Origin of the sequence: Burkholderia sp. HMSC10F09 (assembly GCF_001806955.1) — a bacterium.
Lineage (GTDB): Bacteria > Pseudomonadota > Gammaproteobacteria > Burkholderiales > Burkholderiaceae > Burkholderia > Burkholderia multivorans.
Genome location: NZ_KV786933.1, coordinates 1 through 19,266, shown reverse-complemented (window position 1 = coordinate 19,266; position 19,266 = coordinate 1). Strand labels below are relative to the sequence as shown.

Genomic DNA, 19,266 nt, shown 5'->3' with positions numbered 1-19,266 from the left:
ATGATCGCGTAAAATGTGCGCCTTCTGCGGCCGCCGCGTCGAACCGGCGGCCTTCGTTTTCGTTTACCGTCACGCAGCGTTTCCTGGCGCCCCGATATGAGCATCAAGTCCGACAAATGGATTCGGCGCATGGCCGAAGAGCACAAGATGATCGAGCCGTTCGTGCCCGATCAGGTCCGCGCGTCCGAGGACGGTCGCCGGATCGTCAGCTACGGCACGTCGAGCTACGGCTACGACATCCGCTGCGCGGACGAATTCAAGATCTTCACGAACATCAACTCGACGATCGTCGATCCGAAGAACTTCGACGAGGGCTCGTTTGTCGATTTCAAGGGCGACGTGTGCATCATCCCGCCGAACTCGTTCGCGCTGGCCCGCACCGTCGAATATTTCCGCATCCCGCGCACCGTGCTGACGGTCTGCCTCGGCAAGTCGACGTACGCGCGCTGCGGGATCATCGTCAACGTGACGCCGTTCGAACCCGAATGGGAAGGCTACGTCACGCTGGAATTCTCGAATACCACGCCGTTGCCCGCGAAGATCTACGCGAACGAAGGCGTCGCGCAGGTGCTCTTCTTCGAGAGCGACGAGGTGTGCGACGTGTCGTATGCCGATCGCGGCGGCAAGTATCAGGGGCAGCGCGGTGTCACGCTGCCGAAAACCTGATCTGCTTGCATAACGTCTCACCAGTTTCCGGGTGACCGCTGCGCGTGACGCGCCGCGGTCGTTCTTTTTGGAGAATCGCCCATGAAGTTTCGTTTCCCCGTCGTGATCATCGACGAAGATTTCCGCTCCGAGAACATCTCGGGCTCCGGCATCCGGGCGCTGGCCGAAGCGATCGAGAAGGAGGGCGTGGAAGTCCTCGGCCTCACGAGCTACGGCGATCTGACGTCGTTCGCGCAGCAGTCGAGCCGCGCCTCGTGCTTCATCCTGTCGATCGACGACGACGAACTCATGCTCGGCGAAATCGGCCCGGACGGCGAACTGCCCGAGCTCGCGACCGCGATCATCGAGCTGCGCGCGTTCGTCACCGAAGTGCGCCGCCGCAATGCGGACATCCCGATCTTCCTGTACGGCGAGACGCGCACGTCGCGCCATCTGCCGAACGACATCCTGCGCGAGCTGCACGGCTTCATCCACATGTTCGAGGACACGCCGGAGTTCGTCGCGCGCCACATCATCCGCGAGGCGAAGGTCTATCTCGACTCGCTCGCGCCGCCGTTCTTCAAGGAGCTCGTCAAGTACGCGGACGAAGGCTCGTATTCGTGGCACTGCCCCGGCCATTCGGGCGGCGTCGCGTTCCTGAAGAACCCGCTCGGCCAGATGTTCCACCAGTTCTTCGGCGAGAACATGCTGCGCGCGGACGTCTGCAACGCGGTCGACGAACTCGGCCAGCTGCTCGACCATACGGGCCCCGTCGCGGCGTCGGAGCGCAACGCGGCGCGCATCTTCAGCGCCGATCATCTGTTCTTCGTGACCAACGGCACGTCGACGTCGAACAAGATCGTCTGGCACGCGACCGTCGCGCCGGGCGACATCGTGCTCGTCGACCGCAACTGCCACAAGTCGATCCTGCACGCGATCACGATGACGGGCGCGATCCCCGTGTTCCTCACGCCGACGCGCAACCACTTCGGCATCATCGGCCCGATTCCGCGCGACGAGTTCAAGCCCGAGAACATCCGCAAGAAGATCGAGGCGAACCCGTTCGCGCGCGAAGCGCTGCGTCAGAACCCCGACCTGAAGCCGCGCATCCTGACGATCACGCAGAGCACCTACGACGGCGTCGTGTACAACGTCGAGATGATCAAGGACCTGCTCGGCGATCTGCTCGACACGCTGCACTTCGACGAAGCATGGCTGCCGCACGCGGCGTTCCATCCGTTCTATCGCGACATGCACGCGATCGGCGACGGCCGTCCGCGCACGGGCGCGCTCGTGTTCGCGACGCACTCGACGCACAAGCTGCTCGCCGGCATTTCGCAGGCATCGCAGATCGTCGTGCAGGATTCGGAGAACCGCACGTTCGACAAGCATCGCTTCAACGAGGCGTATCTGATGCATACATCGACGAGCCCGCAGTACGCGATCATCGCGTCGTGCGACGTCGCGGCCGCGATGATGGAGCCGCCCGGCGGCACGGCGCTCGTCGAGGAATCGATCGCCGAGGCGATCGACTTCCGCCGCGCGATGCGCAAGGTCGACGCCGAATATGGCGACGACTGGTTCTTCAGCGTGTGGGGCCCGGAGGATCTGTCCGAAGAAGGGATCGGCTCGCGCGAAGCCTGGATGCTGAAGCCGAACGACCGCTGGCACGGCTTCGGCCCGCTCGCCGAAGGCTTCAACATGCTCGACCCGATCAAGGCGACGATCATCACGCCGGGGCTCGACGTCGACGGCGAGTTCGGCGAGACCGGCATTCCGGCCGCCATCGTCACCAAGTACCTGGCCGAGCACGGCATCATCGTCGAGAAGACGGGCCTGTACTCGTTCTTCATCATGTTCACGATCGGCATCACGAAGGGCCGCTGGAACTCGATGGTGACCGAGCTGCAGCAGTTCAAGGACGACTACGACAACAACCAGCCGCTCTGGCGCGTGCTGCCCGAATTCGTCGCGCAGCATCCGCGCTACGAGCGCGTCGGGCTGCGCGATCTCTGCACGCAGATCCACGACGTCTACCGCGCGAACGACATCGCGCGCCTGACGACCGAGATGTATCTGTCGGACATGGAGCCCGCGATGAAGCCGTCGGACGCGTTCGCGAAGCTCGCGCACCGCAAGATCGACCGCGTGCCGCTCGACGAGCTCGAAGGCCGCGTGACGAGCATCCTGCTGACGCCGTACCCGCCGGGCATTCCGCTGCTGATTCCGGGCGAGCGCTTCAACAAGACGATCGTGAACTACCTGCGGTTCGCGCGCGACTTCAACGAGCGCTTCCCGGGCTTCCATACCGACATCCACGGTCTCGTCGCGGAAGAGGTGAACGGCCGCGTCGAGTACTTCGTCGACTGCGTGCGCGACTGATGGCGGCGCAGGGACGAATCCGGGCGGTGCGCGCGGCGGCCGCCGCGCTCGCCGTCTGGGCGGTCTGCTCGGCGGCGCCTGGCCTCGCGCATGCTGAAGTCGCGGCGGCCGATCCGATCGACGTCGCGATGCGGCAGTGCCTCGCGCGGCGCGACCGGTCGTCGACGGCCGGCCAGATCCAGTGCATGAACGAAGCGCAGCAGCAGTGGCAGGCCGCGATGGACGACGCCTACGCGCGCCTGCTGAAGAATGCACCGGCCGACGCGAAGCGCGGCTGGCAGGAGAGCCAGCGGCGCTGGCTCACGTGGCGCAAGGACGAAGCGCATCTGCTGAAGGCCGTCTACGACACGACGAGCGGCACGATGTACACGATGGCGAGCGCCGACATGCAGCTGCAGCCCGTGCGCAGTCGCGCGCTCGCGCTGCGTGCGGCGGCCGAACGCTACGCGCCGCCTGCCGCGATACCGGCGGCGGTCGGAAGCGGCGCGCAGGCCGCTGCGGCACCGGCGAACGGCAAGCCGGCGAACGTCACGCGCGATGCGCCGGTCGGCCGCGTGCGGCCGTGCGACCAGGACGCCGCATGCGAGCACGCGGTGTTCGATCTGAACCGCTATTACCAGAAGCTGCGCCGCAAGATGCCCGCGCATTCGGCCGCGACGCTCGTGCGCGCGCAGCGCGCGTGGTTCGCGTTTCGCGATGCGACCGCGCCGCTCGTCGGCGAGGACGGACGCGTCGATCTGATCGGCGCACGCATCGCGACGATGAAGCGGCTGTCCGAGACGGCCGGCAACCGCTGACCGCCGCGGCTTTTTCCGGCGCGACGCGAAGCGGAACGCAAACGAAACGCAAAACGAAACGGGCACCCTGCGGTGCCCGTTTTGCATGGCGCTCTCGCGTGCCGCGCGGCGAACCGGTGCCTAGGCGAGCTGCGTATCGTGCCGGCCGAACCACGCCGGCACCAGCGCGATCGCATCGTCGAGCGACGCGAGCACGTGCAGGCTCAGCGCGACGACCTCGGGCGTCGGCGCCTTCAGATCGGGGACGGTGACGACCGACGCGCCCGCACCGGCCGCCGACTGCACGCCGAAGTCGCTGTCCTCGAACGCGACGCACGCGTGAGCGGGCACGCCGAGGCGCTCGGCCGCGAGCCGGTACACGGCCGGGTCCGGCTTGCCGCGCGCGACCTCGGTGCCGCTCGCGATCGCCTGGAAGTACGGCAGCACGCCGACCGCGTCGAGCCGCGCGCGAATCACCTCCTGCGCGGACGACGACGCGACCGCGCACGGAATGCCGGCCTGTGCGAGCGTGTCGAGCAGTGCGAGCGCGCCGGGTTTCAGCGGGAACTTCGGATGCGGTTCGGGCGCGGCCAGCTGTTCGCGTACGCGCATGCGCACGGCGTCGAACGTGTCCGCGTCGCCGATCAGCCGCGCGAGGATCGTCTGCCCCTCGGCGAACGAGCGCCCGACGATCTGCAGGTAGTCGGCCACGGTCAGCGCGACGCCGTGCGCGTTCGACACGTCGATCCACGTGTTCATGATGGTCCGCTCCGAATCGACGAGCAGGCCGTCCATGTCGAAGAGCGCGGCGGAGAAGGTCATCGGGGTCATCCGGAAAAGGGCGGTGCGCGGCGGCGCATGCGAAAAAAAACGGACGCCGTGCAGGCGTCCGCGGTGAGGGTGCTGCGCTTACTTGCCGAGCGCGGCGCGCGCGGCCCGCGCTGCCGCACGCACCTGGTCGGGCGCGGTGCCGCCCGGGTGGTTGCGGCTCGCGACCGACCCCTCGAGCGTCAGATAGTCGAACACGTCGTCGCCAATCAGCTGCGCGACGTTCGGCAGCTCGCGCTTCATCTCGTCGAGCGAGAGATCCGCGAGGTCGATGCCGCGGTCGTCGCAGATCTTCACGGCATGCGCGACCGCTTCGTGCGCGTCGCGGAACGGCAGCCCGCGCTTGACCAGATAGTCTGCGAGGTCGGTCGCGGTCGAGAAGCCCTGCAGCGCGGCCGCACGCATCGCGGCCGGCTTTACCGTGATGCCGGCGACCATCTCCGCGAAGATGCGCAGCGTGTCGGCGACGGTGTCGACCGTGTCGAACAGCGGCTCCTTGTCTTCCTGGTTGTCCTTGTTGTACGCGAGCGGCTGGCCCTTCATCAGCGTGAGCAGCGCCATCAGATGGCCGTTCACGCGGCCCGTCTTGCCGCGCGCGAGTTCGGGCACGTCCGGGTTCTTCTTCTGCGGCATGATCGAGCTGCCCGTGCAGAAGCGGTCGGCGATGTCGATGAAGCCGACGCGCGGGCTCATCCACAGCACGAGCTCTTCGGAGAAGCGCGACACGTGCGTCATCACGAGTGCGGCCGCGGCCGTGAATTCGATCGCGAAATCGCGGTCGGACACCGCGTCGAGCGAGTTCGCGCAGATGCCGTCGAAGCCGAGCGACTTCGCGACCGCATGACGGTCGATCGGATAGCTGGTGCCCGCGAGCGCGGCCGCGCCGAGCGGCAGACGGTTCACGCGCGTGCGGCAGTCGCGCATGCGCTCGGCGTCGCGCGAGAACATCTCGACGTACGCGAGCAGGTGATGGCCGAACGTGACGGGCTGTGCGACCTGCAGGTGCGTGAAGCCCGGCATGATCGTGTCCGCGTTTTGCTCGGCGAGGTCGATCAGCGCGCCGCGCAGATCGTTCAGCAGCCCGCCGATGCGGTCGATTTCGCCGCGCAGCCACAGACGGATGTCGGTCGCGACCTGGTCGTTACGCGAGCGGCCCGTATGCAGGCGCTTGCCTGCGTCGCCGATCAGCGCGGTCAGGCGCGCCTCGATGTTCAGGTGGACGTCCTCGAGATCGAGCTGCCATTCGAATTCGCCACGCTCGATTTCGCCCTTGATCTGCGCCATCCCGCGCTCGATCGCGGCCAGATCGTCGGCGCTGATGATCTTCTGCGCCGCGAGCATGTTCGCGTGCGCGAGCGAGCCGGCGATGTCGACGAGCGCCAGGCGCTTGTCGAAAAACACCGACGACGTGTAGCGCTTGACCAGCTCCGACATCGGTTCCGAGAAGCGGGCCGACCAGGCCTCGCCCTTTTTGTGCAGTTGGGACGTCATGGCGATTCTTCGAGGGAGTTGGGCGGCGTGCGCCGCCGAGGAATCCCGCGATTCTAACATTCGCGCGCAGGGCCGCCGCCGCTGTCGCGGCTGCTGTCCGCCGCAGGCGCGCGTCGGTCGGTCGCGTCAGTCGCGCACCAGCACGACGAGTTTCAGATCCTCGCGATGCGCGGGCTTCAGCGTGATCTGCTGATAGACGAGCCGGCCGTCGGCCGGATGGTCGAATTCGCGCAGCCCGCCTTCGCGCTCGAATACGTCCTGCGACGCCCAGTACTGCGCGAACGCGTCGCTGCCGGCCGTCAGCGCGTCGATCAGCGCGCGCGTCGGCGCGTCGGTCAGATGACGGATCGAATCGGCGCGGAATTCGGCCGCGAGGCGCCGCGCGCGGGTTTCCCAATCGACGATCAGCGTGCGTGCGGCCGGCGACATGAACGTGAAGCGCAGCAGGTTGCGGTCGTGCTCGCCGTCGAGCCAGCCCGTAAACAGCGCGGCGGCCGGCGCGTTCCACGCGAGCGCGTTCCATTGGCGATCGAGCACGTACGCGGGCGTCGCGATCGCCGCGACGGTGGCGGCGAGCGTCGGCGGCAGGTCGCCGGCCGCGACGTCGGGCTCGGCCGGATCGCGCTGCGCGGCGAGCTCGAACAGATACGCGCGCTCGGCCTTCGACAGCTGCAGCGCGACCGCGATTCGTGCGAGCGCGTCGGCCGACGCCGACACCGGGCGCCCCTGCTCGATCCACGTGTACCAGGTCGGGCTGACGCCGCACAGCTGCGCGACTTCCTCGCGGCGCAGCCCCGGCGTGCGACGGCGCGGGCCGGGCGGCAGGCCGACTGCCTGCGGCGACAGGCGTTCGCGGTGCGCGCGAATGAATTCGCCGAGCGCGCGGGCGGGCGTCGCATCGAGCGGCGGGGTGGGAGCGGAGGACGGACGGTTCATGCGGGAAATGAGAAAAGGGGCGGCGTGCAACGTGCCGCGGGCCACGTGCGACGTACAACGGACGCCGCACGACACGCACCGGACCGCAGCGTCGCGACGATCAGACGGGTGTAACGAATACCAGAATAAGTGCTTGACTTGTACTGGTACAAACGCCGCCCTATTGTAGCGATTCGCGCGCTGCGAGTCAGCGCCCGTCCCGCCCACGACAGGAGTGCACGATGAAACACCACGATCAGGTCGCCGACGCATTCGGCTCGACGGCCGCCGCCTATCTGACGAGCACCGTTCACGCGACGGGCGCCGATCTGCAGACGCTCGCCGATACCGTGCGCGCGACACCCGAGGCGGCCGTGCTCGATCTCGGCTGCGGCGCGGGCCACGCGAGCTTCGCGGTCGCGCCGCACGTGCGCGAGGTCGTCGCCTACGATCTCGCCGAGCCGATGCTCGCGACCGTCGATGCGGCCGCACGCGAGCGCGGGCTCGCGAACGTTCGCACGCGGCAGGGGCCGGCCGAGCGTCTGCCGTTCGACGCGGCGACCTTCGACTGGGTCGTCAGCCGGATGAGCGCGCACCACTGGCACGACGTGCGCGCGGCGCTCGCCGAAGTGCGCCGCGTGCTGAAGCCGGGCGGACGCGTGCTGATGATCGACATCGCCGGCAACGATCACCCGCTGCTCGACACGTATCTGCAGGCGGCCGAAGTGCTGCGCGACGCGTCGCACGTGCGCGACTATCGCGCCGACGAGTGGCTCGCGATGTTCCGCGACGCGGGCTTCGATGCGCAGGTGAAGAGCCGCTGGCGGCTGCCGATCGATTTCGATACGTGGGTCGCGCGGATCCGCACGCCGGCCGACAGCGTGACCGGCATTCGCGCGCTCTGGGCCCACGCGCCGGACGAAGTGCGCGCGTACTACGCGGTGCAGGGCGACGGATCGTTCGAACATGACGCGCTGCTGATCGACGCGCATTGAACGCGCGCGACGCATCGACGCCCGGCGCATCGACGCGCCGCGCATCGACGCCCGACGTAGCGACGCCCGGCGCATCGACGCGCCGCGCATGAAAAAAGCCGCGACACGCGCATTCGCGTGTCGCGGCTTCGGCAGCGCCGCGCCCGCCATGCGGCGCGCGCGGCACGCGTGGGTCAGCCCGTATTGCGCAGCCCGGCCGCGATCCCGTTGATCGTCAGATGAATCCCGCGGCGCAGCCGCGCGTTCGTGTCGCCGGCGCGGTGGCGCTTGATCAGTTCGACCTGCAGGTGATTCAGCGGATCGAGATACGGGAAGCGGTTCTTGATCGAGCGCGCGAGCAGCGGATTCGTCGCGAGCCGTTCCTCGTGTCCGGTGATCTCCGCGAGCGCGTGCGACGTGCGCTCCCACTCGGCGACGATGCGTCCGAACACCGCGTTGCGCAGCTTGCGGTCCGGCACAAGTTCCGCGTAGCGCGACGCGACGGCGAGATCGGTCTTCGCGAGCACCATGTCCATGTTCGACAGCAGGTTCGCGAAGAACGGCCAGGTCTTGTTCATCTTCTTCAGCAACGCAAGCCGCTTGCTGCGTTCCGCTTCGTCGGCCGCGCCGTCCAGATACGTGGCGACCGCGCTGCCGAAGCCGTACCAGCCGGTCAGCAGCAGCCGGCACTGGCCCCACGAGAAGCCCCACGGAATCGCGCGCAGATCCTCGATCCTGCGGTTCTTCGGATCCTGCAGCTTGCGCGACGCCGGGCGGCTGCCGATGTTGAGCTCGGCGATCTCGGTGATCGGCGTCGACGCGAAGAAGTAGTCGGTGAAGCCCGGCGTTTCGTAGACGAGCGCGCGGTACGCGGCCATCGCGGTGTCGGACAGCGTCTGCATCGCGCCCTCGAACGCCGGCAGCTGCGCAGGCGCGTTCGACTGCGGCAGCAGCGACGCCTCGAGCGTCGCTGCCACGACCGTCTCGAGGTTGCGCCGGCCGATCTCGGGGTTCGCGAACTTGCTCGCAATCACTTCGCCCTGTTCGGTCAGGCGGATCTGGCCGTTTACGGTGCCCGGCGGCTGCGAGAGGATCGCCTGATAGGTCGGGCCGCCGCCGCGGCCGACCGTGCCGCCGCGGCCGTGGAACAGCCGCAGCGTGATCTTGCGCTCGCGGAACAGTTCGACGAGCGCGAGCTCGGCGCGATACAGCTCCCAGTTCGACGTCAGGAAGCCGCCGTCCTTGTTGCTGTCCGAGTAGCCGAGCATGACTTCCTGCTCGTCGCCCTGATGGTGGATCAACGCATCGACGCCCGGCAGCGCGAAATACTCGCGCATGATCCGCGACGCGTCGCGCAGGTCGGGAATCGTCTCGAACAGCGGGATCACCATCAGCGCATTCTTCGCATGGCCGTCCGGCGCGCCGAGTGCGCCTTCGAGCAGGCCGGTCTCCTTCTGCAGCAGCAGCACCTCGACGAGATCGCTGACCGTTTCCGTGTGCGAAATGATGTAGTTGCGCACCGCGCGCGCGCCGAACTGCGCACGCACTTCGCGGGCCTTTTCGAACACGCCGAGCTCGCTTTGCGCGAGCGCCGAGTATTCGATGTACGGCGAGCGCAGCGGACGCGGATCGGCCAGCGCGGCGAGCAGCACGCGCAGCTTGTCCTCTTCTTCGAGCGACGCGTAGTCGGCCACGACACCCGCGCGCGCGAACAACTCCGCGACCACCGCTTCGTGAATGTCGGAGCTCTGGCGCAGGTCGATGCTCGCGAGGTGGAAGCCGAACACTTCGGCCGCGCGCATGAGCGGCGTGAGGCGCGGCGCGGCGAGCGACGCGCCGTGATGTTCGGCGAGCGATGCGGTCAGTACCTTCAGGTCCGCGACGAATTCGTCGGAATCCGCATACGGCGTTGCGCGCACGGGCGGGGCGCCGCGCCCTGCGCTGCGCACGGGCACCGTGCCTTCGCCGAGCCGCACGCGCGCACTTGCGGCAAGGCGCGTGTAGATGCCGATCAGCGCGCGCCGGTACGGCTCGTCGACGCGGTGCGGCGACTGGTCGGGCGACGCGGCCGCGAGCGCTTTCACCGCGTCGTTCGCGCCGACCAGCAGGTTCGACACCGACAACTCGGCGCCGAGCTTGTGCACCTGCTCGAGATAGTGCTCGAGGATCACCGCCGCCTGGCGATTGATCGCTTCGTCGAGCGTTGCGGCCGTCACGTTCGGATTGCCGTCGCGATCGCCGCCGATCCAGCTGCCCATCTGAAAGAACGCCGGCACGCGCGCGGCCAGCCCGTGCTCCGCGAGCGCGGCCTCGATGTCGCCGTACAGCGCGGGCAATTCCTCGAGGAACGTCGCGCGGTAGTAGGACAGCGCGTTCTCGATTTCGTCGCCGACCGTCAGGCGCGCGTCGCGCAGCATCCGCGTCTGCCACAGCGCGGTCACGCGCGCGCGCAGCATCGCTTCGTTGTGCTGGCGCTCGCGCGCGGTCAGTTCCTGATCGCGTTCGGCGAGCAGCCGCGCGATGTCGTGCTGCGCGTCGAGAATGCTCTTGCGCTGCACTTCGGTCGGGTGCGCGGTCAGTACCGGCACGATCAGCGCGTCGTCGAAGAAGCGCTGCAGCACGCGCTTCGATGCATTGCCGGTCGTCTTCAGCTTGTCGAGCGCGTGCGCGACCGTGCCCGGCTGCGGCGCCGAGCCCGCGAGCGCGTGGATGCGGCGGCGGCGGTTGTGGTGGCGATCCTCGGCGATGTTCGCGAGGTGCGAGAAATAGCTGAACGCGCGCACGACGCTGACCGTCTGCTCGGGCGTCAGCTTGCGCAGCTTCTTCTCGAGCGTCTGCGCGGCTTCGCGGTCGTCCTCGCGGCGGAACTTGACCGCGGTCTGACGAATCGTCTCGACGACGTCGAACACCGTGTCGCCTTCCTGCTCGCGCACGACGTCGCCGAGCAGGCGGCCGAGGAAACGGATGTCTTCGAACAGCGGACGATCCTTGTCTTCGCGCGTGCGCCCGCCCGACTTCGGCGTTGCTGCCGTGCGCGCGCTCGCGGTGCGCGTCGTGGCCGCACGTTTTGTCCGACGTATCGGGTCTTTCGGTTTCGTTGCCGGTTTCGCACGGCCGTTCGCGGCGGTGGCGACGGCGCTCGTCGGGGCGTCGGAGGAGGGCAGGGCAGCATTGCGGCGCGTCGCGCGCACCGATCCGGAAGACTTCACGATGGGTTTCCTTGGGAAAGCTCGAGTCAAAAGGAACTGCGGAAACTGCGGGAACTGCGGTCAAGCAACCAGCTACGTACGGCACATCCGCGCATCCGCGCCGCAGGCCGCGCGAGGGCGCGGCGGCCGCGGGCGCCCGGCCCGGGCGGGCCGAAGCGTGCGTGCTACCATTGTTCGATCTTCAATCCCGTCCTTCGATGTTCCTGCAATGAATTCCGAGATTCTCGCGGCCGGGCCGCGACCGGCACAGCCGCCGGCGACGCTGACGATCGCTTCGCGCGAAAGCCGCCTGGCGATGTGGCAAGCCGAACATGTGCGTGATGCGCTGCGCAAATTATATCCAGCTTGTGACGTGAAAATCCTCGGGATGACGACGCGCGGCGATCAGATTCTCGATCGCACGCTGTCGAAGGTCGGCGGCAAGGGACTGTTCGTCAAGGAACTCGAGAGCGCGCTCGCCGACGGCCGCGCCGATCTCGCCGTGCACTCGCTGAAGGACGTGCCGATGATGCTGCCGGACGGCTTCGCGCTCGCCGCGATCATGCAGCGCGAGGATCCGCGCGACGCGTTCGTGTCGAACGACTACGCGTCGCTCGACGCGCTGCCGGCCGGCGCGGTCGTCGGCACGTCGAGCCTGCGCCGCGAAGCGATGCTGCGCGCGCGTTATCCGCACCTGCAGGTGCTGCCGCTGCGCGGCAATCTCGATACGCGGCTGTCGAAGCTCGATCGCGGCGATTACGCCGCGATCATTCTCGCCGCCGCGGGCCTGAAGCGGCTCGGTCTGGAGGCGCGGATCCGCGCGCTGCTCGACGTCGAGGACAGCCCGCCCGCAGCCGGTCAGGGCGCGCTCGGCATCGAGATCGCCGCACACCGCGCGGACGTCGCCGCGTGGCTCGAACCGCTGCACGACGCGCAGACGGCGCTCGCCGTCGAGGCCGAGCGGATGGTGTCGCGCGCGCTCGGCGGCAGCTGCGAGGTGCCGCTCGCCGCGCATGCCGTGTGGCGGGCCGGGGAGCTCTATCTGACGGGCCGCGTGTCGACGATCGACGGCACGCGCGTGCTGACGGCCGAGGAGTGCGCGTCCGTCGTGACGGTCGCCGATGCGCTCGCGCTCGGCCGCGCGGTTTCCGACGAACTCGAGGCGCAGGGCGCGCTCGAGATCGTCCGCGCACTGCTCGCCGGCTCGCAAGCCGGCAAGGGCGAGGCCTGATGGCGGGCGGCGCGCGCGCATTCACCGCCGTTCTCACGCGCCCCGACGGCCAGTCGGCCGGGCTCGCCGCGCAACTGGCCGACGCCGGTTGCGACGTGCTCGAATTTCCGCTGATCGACATCGCGCCGGTCGACGATCCGGCGCCGCTCGCGGCCGCGTTCGCCGCGCTGGCCGACTATGCGCTCGTGATCTTCGTGTCGCCGAACGCGATCGATCGTGCACTCGCGCAGTACGGCGCGATCTGGCCGAACGCTCTGCCGGTCGGCGTGGTCGGCCCCGGCAGCGTCGCCGCGCTCGAGCGTCACGGCATCGCGCCGCCCGCGTATCGCGTGATCGCGCCGCAGCCGGGCAGCGACGGCAGCGCACCGCACTACGATTCCGAAGGATTGTTCGCGAGCATCGAGGCCGCGTTCGGCGGCGCCTCGGCGCTCGCCGGCAAGCGTGTGCTGATCGTGCGCGGCGACGGCGGCCGCGAATGGCTCGCCGATCGACTGCGCGAAGCGGGCGCCGACGTGACGCTGGTCGCCGCCTACCGGCGCGTCGTGCCCGAGCCGCGCATCGGCACGTGGGAGCGCGTGCATGCGCTGCTCGGCGGCGAGCCGCACGCGTGGCTCGTCACGAGTTCGGAGGGCGTGCGCAACCTGCACGAACTCGCGCGCGCGCATCTGAACGACACCGAGATCGAAGCGCTGAAGCACGCGCCGCTCGTGACGCCGCATCCGCGGATCGAGCAGACCGCGCGCGCATTGGGTTTTGATAGGATTACGCTGACCGGCGCGGGCGATGAGCGCATCGTCCGCGCGTTTCGAACGATGGCCGACGAGGCCGTCCAACCGGCGACAGCCGCACCGGTGACTAAACGCATGACAGATACCAACGATTCCAAAAGCGTCGCTTCCCAGCCGGCCGCCGCTTCCGCGCCGCCGTCGCAACCTTCGTATACCGCGTCCGAACCGCCCGCGCGCCGCGGCGGCAGTGCGGTGCTGTGGTTCGTCGTCGTCGTGCTCGGCTGCGCGGCGGGTGTCGGCGGCTACGCGCTGAACCGCAAGATCGACCGGCTCGACGATGCGCTCGTCGCACGCCAGAAGACGCTCGACGCGCAGGTCGCCGAGACGCGCACGAAGACCGAGCAGGCGCTCGCGAGCACGCATCAGGTCGACACGCAGCTCGCGCAGCTCGACGGCAAGCTCGCCGATGCGCAAAGCGCGCAGCAGGCGCTGCAGCAGCAGTACCAGGATCTGTCGCGCAACCGCGATGCGTGGATGCTCGAGGAAGTCGATCAGATGCTGTCGAGCGCGAGCCAGCAGCTGCAGCTGACCGGCAATACGCAGCTCGCGCTGATTGCGCTGCAGAATGCCGATGCGCGGCTCGCGACGTCGCAGAGCGCGCAGGCCGTGACGGTGCGCAAGGCGCTCGCGCAGGACATCGAGAAGCTGAAGGCCGCACCGTCGGCCGATCTGACCGGGCTCGCGATCAAGCTCGACGACGCGATCGCGCGGATCGACGCGCTGCCGCTGTCCGGCGAGGCGATCGTGCCGCACGCGGCGCCGAAGGCCGCGCCTGCCGACACGGCATCGGCCGCCGCCGCAGGCGAACCGCGCTGGAAGACGTGGTGGCACGACTTCTCGTCGGGTCTGACGCAGCAGCTGAAGGGCCTCGTGCAGGTGCGCCGGATCGACAACGCGGACGCGATGCTCGCGTCGCCCGACCAGGGCTACTTCGTGCGCGAGAACGTGAAGCTGCGGCTGCTCGCCGCGCGGCTGTCGCTGCTCGCGCGCAACGAGAGCGCGATGAAGGCCGACCTGCACGCCGCGCAGGCGTCGGTCGGCAAGTATTTCGATCAGGCGTCGAAGGACACGCAGACGGTCGAGGATCTGCTCAAGCAGGTCGACGGCGCGTCGCTGACGGTCGCGGTGCCGAACCTGAACACGAGCCTGAACGCCGTTCAGCAGTTCAAGAGCCGGGGGTAACGATGACGCTTCGAGGAATCGTCTGGCTCGCGGTCCTGTTCGCGATCGCCGTCGCGCTCGCCACCGTCGGGCGTTTCGACGCCGGGCAGGTGCTGATCGTCTATCCGCCGTATCGCGTCGACGTGTCGCTGAACCTGTTCGTGATATCCGTCGTCGTGCTGTTCATCGTCGTGTATGCGTTGCTGCGCATCGTGCGCAACATCTGGCGGATGCCGCAGCGGGTCGCCGCCTATCGCGCGCGTACGCGCAACGAGAAGGCCCAGGCATCGCTGCGCGATGCGATCGCGAACCTGTACGCAGGCCGTTTCTCGCGTGCGGAGAAGGCCGCGCGCGAAGCGCTCGCCGTCGACGCGAACCAGGGCGCGGCGAGCCTCGTCGCGGCCACCGCCGCGCATCGGATGCACGAGTACACGCGCCGCGACGAGTGGCTGTCGAAGGTCGACGCGCTCGAATGGCAGGACGCGCGGCTGCTCGCGACGGCCGACATGCGTGCGGACGCGCGCGATGCCGACGGCGCGCTCGCCGCGCTCGCCGATCTGCAGGCGGGCGGCAAGCGCATTCATGCGCAGCAGGTCGCGCTGCGCGCGCAGCAGCAGCTGAAGAACTGGGCGGAAGTGCTGAAGCTCGCGAAGGCGCTCGAGAAGCGCGAGGCGCTGCATCCGGCGGCGGCCGTGCGGCTGCGGCAGCAGGCCGCCGAGAATCTGCTGCGCGAACGCCGTCACGATGCGGATGCGCTGCTCGAGATCTGGCAGTCGCTGTCGCCGGCCGAGCGGCAGTCGCCGCGCCTCGCCGATCTCGCGGCCGAGCTGCTGGTCGCGCTCGAGCGCCGTACCGAAGCGCGCCGCATCGTCGAGGATGCGCTCGCGCACAACTGGGACGCGCGTCTGCTGCGCCGCTATCCGGACACGGCCGGCGCCGATGCGCTGCCGCTGATCCAGAAGGCCGAAGGGTGGAAGAAGGATCATCCGGAGGATGCAGACCTGCTGTTCGCGCTCGGCCGCCTCTGCCAGCAGCAGCAGCTGTGGGGCAAGGCGCAGTCGTTCCTCGAGGCGGCGCTGAAGCTCGCCGACAACGAGGCGCTGAAGGTGCGCGCGCACCGCGCGCTCGCGCGGCTGTTCGAGCATCTCGGCGAAACCGACAAGGCCGCGAAGCACTACCGCGAAAGCGCGCTCGCGATCACCGTGGTGTGACGCGCGGCGTTTGCCGCTTGTGGCACGCGCAGCAAAAAACGATGCCCCGAACGCCTGACGGCCTTCGGGGCATTTTTCTTGTCGGTCGCGCGCGGCCAGGCCGCTTAGTCGCGGCTGCGGTACACCGGCGTCATTTATCGACGAGCCGCTTCGGCACCGACAGCGCGAGCAGGCCGCCGAGCACGAGGAAGCCGGCCAGCATGTACATGCCCGCGTCGTTCGCGCCGGTCGCCTGCTTGAGCCAGCCCATCAGATAGGGGCTCAGGAAGCCCGCGAGGTTGCCGATCGAGTTGATCATCGCGATGCCCGCAGCGGCGGCCGCGCCGCCGAGGAACGCGGTCGGCAGGCTCCAGAACAGCGGCAGCGTCGTCAGGATGCCGATCGTCGCGAGCGTGAGGCCGAGCATCGCGAGCGCCGTCTCGTGTGCCCACACGACCGACAGCACGAGACCGACCGCGCCGAGCGCGGCCGGAATCGCGAGGTGCCAGCGCCGTTCGCGATGCTTGTCCGCGCTGCGCGCGATCAAGATCATCGCGACGACCGCGGCCGCATACGGCACGGCCGACAGCAGGCCGATCGCGAGCGTGTCGGTCACGCCGGTCGCCTTGATGATGGTCGGCAGCCAGAAGCCGACGCCGTACAGCCCCATCACGAACGAGAAGTAGATCAGCGCCATCAGCCATACGCGCGGGCTCGCCATCACCGCGCCGAGCGGCAGGTCTTCCTTCGTCGCTTCCTCCGCGTCGACGTTGCGCGCGAGCAGCGCCTTTTCCTCGTCGGTGAGCCACGTCGCTTTCGCGATCCGGTCGTCGAGCGCGAAGAACACGAGCACGCCGGCGAGCACCGACGGAATGCCTTCGAGCAGGAACAGCCACTGCCAGCCGTGCCAGCCGCTGATGCCGTCGAACGCCTTCAGGATGAAGCCCGAGATCGGGCCGCCGATCACGCCCGACAGCGCGACGGCCGTCATGAAGAACGTCGTCATGCGGCCGCGCCGGTGCGCGGGATACCAGTAGGTCAGGTACAGGATCACGCCGGGAAAGAAGCCCGCTTCCGCGACGCCGAGCAGAAAGCGCATCACGTAGAACATCGCGGGCGTCGTCACGAACATCGTGAGGATCGAGATCACGCCCCACGTCGCCATGATCCGCGCGATCCAGACGCGCGCGCCCACCTTGTGCAGGATGATGTTGCTCGGCACCTCGAACAGGAAGTAGCCGAAGAAGAAGATGCCCGCGCCGAGCCCGTACACGGTATCGCTGAGATTCAGGTCGCCCGCCATCTGCAGCTTCGCGAAGCCGACGTTGACGCGGTCGAGATACGCGACCACGTAGCAGAGCAGCAGCAGCGGCGTGAGCCGCCACGATACCTTCCGGTAGGTTGCTTCCTCGAATGCGCCGGACGAGCCCGGCAGCGACTGCGTCGATGTTGCCATGTTGTCTCCTGTCCTTGTCGTGAGCCGGCAGCGCACGGGTGCGGCGCCGGTTGTCGTGCTAGGCATTGCGGTGCAGCGATGCCGGCGCTCGCGCGCCGGGTCCGGAAGCGGCGGACGCTAGATGCAGCGGCCGCCGTCGACTTCGAGGCAGACGCCCGTGATGAATTCGGCTTCGTCGGACGCGAGATAGAGCGCCGCGTTCGCGATGTCCTGCGGCGTCGAGAAGCGGCCGAGCGGAATCGTCGCGAGGAAGCGGCGGCGATTCTCGGGCGTGTCTTCGCAGCCCATGAACTCGGTCATGAGCGCGGTCTCGCCGAGTACCGGGTTGATGCAGTTCACGCGGATGCGATCGGCGCCGAGCTCGGCCGCGAGCGACTTGCTCGCGGTGATCATCGCGCCTTTCGTGCTGTTGTACCAGACGAGGCCCGGGCGCGGCCGCACGCCGGCCGTCGAGGCGACGTTGACGAACACGCCGCCGCCCTGCGTGCGGAAATACGGCACGAAGGTCTGCACGCTCCAGAACAGGCTCTTCATGTTCACCGCGTACACGCGGTCGAACTCGGCTTCGGTCACGTCGAGCACGGGCTTGTTGCGATGCGTGGTGCCCGCGTTGTTCACGACGATCTGCACCGCGTGGAAATCGTCGAGCGCCGCCTGCAGCAGCGCGCGCCAGTCGTCGCTTTGCGACACGTCGCCCGCGACCGCGATCGCCTTGCCGCCTGCGAGCGCGATCTCGCTCGCGACACGCTCGGCCGCCGCGCCGTTCAGATCGTTGACGACGACGTTCGCGCCTTCGCGCGCATACGTCTTCGCGATGCCTTCGCCGAAGCCCGAGCCGCCGCCCGTGACGATCGCCGTCTTGCCGCTCAACCGCATGGTCTGTCTCCTGTATTCGATTCGTTGTCGTCGTATTGCTGCGCGGCCGATGCGCTGCACCGCGGCCGGCATGCACGGATGCGCGCGCCGCCGCCCGCGTGGCCGCTCAGCCGTGCCGGATCGCGATCGTCTTCAGCGCGGTGAAGCCGTACAGCGCCTCGAAGCCCTTTTCGCGACCGTGACCCGAATGCCCGGTGCCGCCGAACGGCAGCTCGACGCCGCCGCCGGCGCCGTAGTTGTTGATGAACACCTGGCCCGCGCGCACGCGCCGCGCGAGCCGCATCTGACGCGCGCCGTCGCGCGTCCAGATGCCGGCCACGAGCCCGTACGGCGTGCCGTTGGCGAGCGCGAGCGCTTCGTCTTCGTCGGCGAAGCGCATCGCGGCGAGCACGGGCCCGAACACTTCCTCCTGCGCGAGGCGATGCGACGGCGGCACGTCGCGCAGCAGCGCGGGCGCCTGGTAGAAGCCGGTTTCCGGCGCGTCCGCGACGACCTGCCCGTGCGCGGCCATCGGAATGCCGTCATGCTGCGCATCGGACAGGAAGTCCCACACGCGCTGCTGCTGCTTCGCGTTGATCAGCGGGCCGCAGTCGAGATCGGCGCGGCTCGGGCCGACGCGCAGCCCGTTGAATGCGGTCGCGAGCCGTTCGACGAGCGGCTCGTAGACAGCGCGCTCGATCAGCACGCGGCTGCCCGCCGAACAGGTCTGGCCGCCGTTCTGCACGATCGCCGACACGAGCACGGGCAGCGCCGCGTCGAGGTCGGCATCGGCGAACACGATCTGCGGCGACTTGCCGCCGAGCTCGAGCGTGACGGGCACGTGGTTCTCGGCGGCCATCTGCGCGACGAGCTTGCCGGTTGCCGGCGAGCCGGTAAACGAAATGTGGTCGATGCCCGGATGACGCGCGAGCGCGGCACCCGCCTCGTGGCCGTAACCGGTGACGATGTTCAGCGCGCCGGCCGGCAGCCCGGCTTCGGCCGCGAGCTGCGCGATGCGCAGCAGCGACAGGCAGGCGTCCTCGGCCGGCTTCACGACGCACGCGTTGCCGGCCGCGAGCGCCGCGCCGACGCTGCGCCCGAAGATCTGCATCGGATAGTTCCACGGCACGATGTGGCCCGTCACGCCGTGCGGCTCGCGTACGGTCAGCACCGTGTAGCCGGCCTGATAGGGCAGCGTTTCGCCGTGCAGCTTGTCGGCGGCGCCCGCGTAGAACTCGAAGTAGCGCGCGAGCGCGGCTGCGTCGGCGCGTGCCTGCTTGAGCGGCTTGCCGGTGTCGCGCGCCTCGATCGCGGCCAGTTCGTCGAGATGATCGGCGACGCGCATCGAGAGCCGCATCAGCACGCGGCCACGCTCGGCCGCGCTCG

14 protein-coding genes and 1 pseudogene are annotated in these 19,266 nt (G+C 68.8%); 7 read left to right on the top strand and 8 right to left on the bottom strand.

What is annotated here, in order from left to right; genetic code table 11:
* Positions 1-96 precede the first annotated feature (96 nt).
* From dcd to HMPREF3115_RS27615, 3 genes are all read left to right on the top strand, one after another.
* Positions 97-666, top strand: coding sequence for a dCTP deaminase (gene dcd / locus HMPREF3115_RS27625; RefSeq protein ID WP_006398615.1), 570 nt, complete (start codon positions 97-99; stop codon positions 664-666).
* Positions 667-747: 81 nt separating this feature from the next.
* Positions 748-3,027: an arginine/lysine/ornithine decarboxylase gene (locus HMPREF3115_RS27620; protein ID WP_006398616.1), complete on the top strand. Its 2,280-nt coding sequence runs from the start codon at positions 748-750 to the stop codon at positions 3,025-3,027.
* Positions 3,027-3,824, top strand: coding sequence for a lysozyme inhibitor LprI family protein (locus HMPREF3115_RS27615; protein ID WP_035488648.1), 798 nt, complete (start codon positions 3,027-3,029; stop codon positions 3,822-3,824). The genes HMPREF3115_RS27620 and HMPREF3115_RS27615 overlap by 1 nt, the downstream gene beginning before the upstream one ends.
* 120 nt (positions 3,825-3,944) lie before the next feature.
* Here the strand turns inward: HMPREF3115_RS27615 and HMPREF3115_RS27610 are convergent, their stop codons facing one another.
* The 3 genes from HMPREF3115_RS27610 to HMPREF3115_RS27600 form a co-directional block, all read right to left on the bottom strand.
* Positions 3,945-4,625: an HAD family hydrolase gene (locus HMPREF3115_RS27610; protein WP_006398618.1), complete on the bottom strand. Its 681-nt coding sequence runs from the start codon at positions 4,623-4,625 to the stop codon at positions 3,945-3,947.
* Positions 4,626-4,712: 87 nt separating this feature from the next.
* Positions 4,713-6,122 carry an argininosuccinate lyase gene (gene argH / locus HMPREF3115_RS27605; RefSeq protein ID WP_070556956.1) on the bottom strand — a complete coding sequence of 470 codons (1,410 nt, stop codon included), beginning with the start codon at positions 6,120-6,122 and terminating at the stop codon, positions 4,713-4,715.
* Between the two features lie 126 nt (positions 6,123-6,248).
* Positions 6,249-7,058 carry a helix-turn-helix transcriptional regulator gene (locus HMPREF3115_RS27600; protein ID WP_006398620.1) on the bottom strand — a complete coding sequence of 270 codons (810 nt, stop codon included), beginning with the start codon at positions 7,056-7,058 and terminating at the stop codon, positions 6,249-6,251.
* A 221-nt stretch (positions 7,059-7,279) separates the two neighbouring features.
* Here HMPREF3115_RS27600 and HMPREF3115_RS27595 point away from each other — a divergent pair, with 221 nt between their 5' ends.
* Positions 7,280-8,032, top strand: coding sequence for a class I SAM-dependent methyltransferase (locus HMPREF3115_RS27595; RefSeq protein ID WP_006408803.1), 753 nt, complete (start codon positions 7,280-7,282; stop codon positions 8,030-8,032).
* Positions 8,033-8,053: 21 nt separating this feature from the next.
* Here HMPREF3115_RS27595 and HMPREF3115_RS33125 read toward each other — a convergent pair.
* Both HMPREF3115_RS33125 and ppc read right to left on the bottom strand, forming a co-directional pair.
* A pseudogene (locus tag HMPREF3115_RS33125) lies at positions 8,054-8,122 on the bottom strand (pentapeptide repeat-containing protein); the annotation flags it as partial.
* A gap of 83 nt (positions 8,123-8,205) precedes the next feature.
* Entirely contained in the window at positions 8,206-11,220 is a 3,015-nt protein-coding gene (gene ppc, locus HMPREF3115_RS27590; RefSeq protein ID WP_070556954.1) for a phosphoenolpyruvate carboxylase, read from the bottom strand.
* 208 nt (positions 11,221-11,428) lie between these two features.
* On the opposite strand from ppc, the gene hemC reads away from it, so the two are divergent.
* The 3 genes from hemC to HMPREF3115_RS27575 are packed head-to-tail and all read left to right on the top strand — an operon-like array spanning position 11,429 to position 15,590.
* Positions 11,429-12,430 carry a hydroxymethylbilane synthase gene (gene hemC / locus HMPREF3115_RS27585; protein WP_006405815.1) on the top strand — a complete coding sequence of 334 codons (1,002 nt, stop codon included), beginning with the start codon at positions 11,429-11,431 and terminating at the stop codon, positions 12,428-12,430.
* A complete protein-coding gene (hemDX, locus tag HMPREF3115_RS27580) occupies positions 12,430-14,400 on the top strand; it encodes a fused uroporphyrinogen-III synthase HemD/membrane protein HemX (RefSeq protein ID WP_053296966.1) in 1,971 nt (656 codons plus the stop codon). The genes hemC and hemDX overlap by 1 nt, the downstream gene beginning before the upstream one ends.
* Before the next feature lie 2 nt (positions 14,401-14,402).
* Positions 14,403-15,590: a heme biosynthesis protein HemY gene (locus HMPREF3115_RS27575; protein ID WP_070556952.1), complete on the top strand. Its 1,188-nt coding sequence runs from the start codon at positions 14,403-14,405 to the stop codon at positions 15,588-15,590.
* A 130-nt stretch (positions 15,591-15,720) separates the two neighbouring features.
* Here HMPREF3115_RS27575 and HMPREF3115_RS27570 read toward each other — a convergent pair whose 3' ends face one another.
* The 3 genes from HMPREF3115_RS27570 to HMPREF3115_RS27560 all read right to left on the bottom strand — a co-directional run.
* The gene (locus HMPREF3115_RS27570) at positions 15,721-17,025 is read right to left on the bottom strand and encodes an MFS transporter (protein WP_070556949.1); all 1,305 of its coding nucleotides are present in this window, start codon (positions 17,023-17,025) and stop codon (positions 15,721-15,723) included.
* Between the two features lie 117 nt (positions 17,026-17,142).
* Positions 17,143-17,901, bottom strand: coding sequence for an SDR family oxidoreductase (locus HMPREF3115_RS27565; protein WP_035488651.1), 759 nt, complete (start codon positions 17,899-17,901; stop codon positions 17,143-17,145).
* Positions 17,902-18,007: 106 nt separating this feature from the next.
* Positions 18,008-19,266: aldehyde dehydrogenase family protein (locus HMPREF3115_RS27560; protein WP_070556947.1), on the bottom strand; the 1,259-nt coding region annotated here is incomplete at its 5' end.

Excerpts from the sequence above, each read along its gene's own strand:
- HMPREF3115_RS27565 (WP_035488651.1), bottom strand. The coding sequence starts at position 17,901 with ATGCGGTTGAGCGGCAAGACGGCGATCGTCACGGGCGGCGGCTCGGGC.
- HMPREF3115_RS27575 (WP_070556952.1), top strand. The coding sequence starts at position 14,403 with ATGACGCTTCGAGGAATCGTCTGGCTCGCGGTCCTGTTCGCGATCGCC.
- argH (WP_070556956.1), bottom strand. The coding sequence starts at position 6,122 with ATGACGTCCCAACTGCACAAAAAGGGCGAGGCCTGGTCGGCCCGCTTC.
- hemDX (WP_053296966.1), top strand. The coding sequence starts at position 12,430 with ATGGCGGGCGGCGCGCGCGCATTCACCGCCGTTCTCACGCGCCCCGAC.
- HMPREF3115_RS27615 (WP_035488648.1), top strand. The coding sequence starts at position 3,027 with ATGGCGGCGCAGGGACGAATCCGGGCGGTGCGCGCGGCGGCCGCCGCG.
- HMPREF3115_RS27600 (WP_006398620.1), bottom strand. The coding sequence starts at position 7,058 with ATGAACCGTCCGTCCTCCGCTCCCACCCCGCCGCTCGATGCGACGCCC.
- hemC (WP_006405815.1), top strand. The coding sequence starts at position 11,429 with ATGAATTCCGAGATTCTCGCGGCCGGGCCGCGACCGGCACAGCCGCCG.
- HMPREF3115_RS27570 (WP_070556949.1), bottom strand. The coding sequence starts at position 17,025 with ATGGCAACATCGACGCAGTCGCTGCCGGGCTCGTCCGGCGCATTCGAG.
- HMPREF3115_RS27620 (WP_006398616.1), top strand. The coding sequence starts at position 748 with ATGAAGTTTCGTTTCCCCGTCGTGATCATCGACGAAGATTTCCGCTCC.
- HMPREF3115_RS27595 (WP_006408803.1), top strand. The coding sequence starts at position 7,280 with ATGAAACACCACGATCAGGTCGCCGACGCATTCGGCTCGACGGCCGCC.
- dcd (WP_006398615.1), top strand. The coding sequence starts at position 97 with ATGAGCATCAAGTCCGACAAATGGATTCGGCGCATGGCCGAAGAGCAC.
- HMPREF3115_RS27610 (WP_006398618.1), bottom strand. The coding sequence starts at position 4,625 with ATGACCTTCTCCGCCGCGCTCTTCGACATGGACGGCCTGCTCGTCGAT.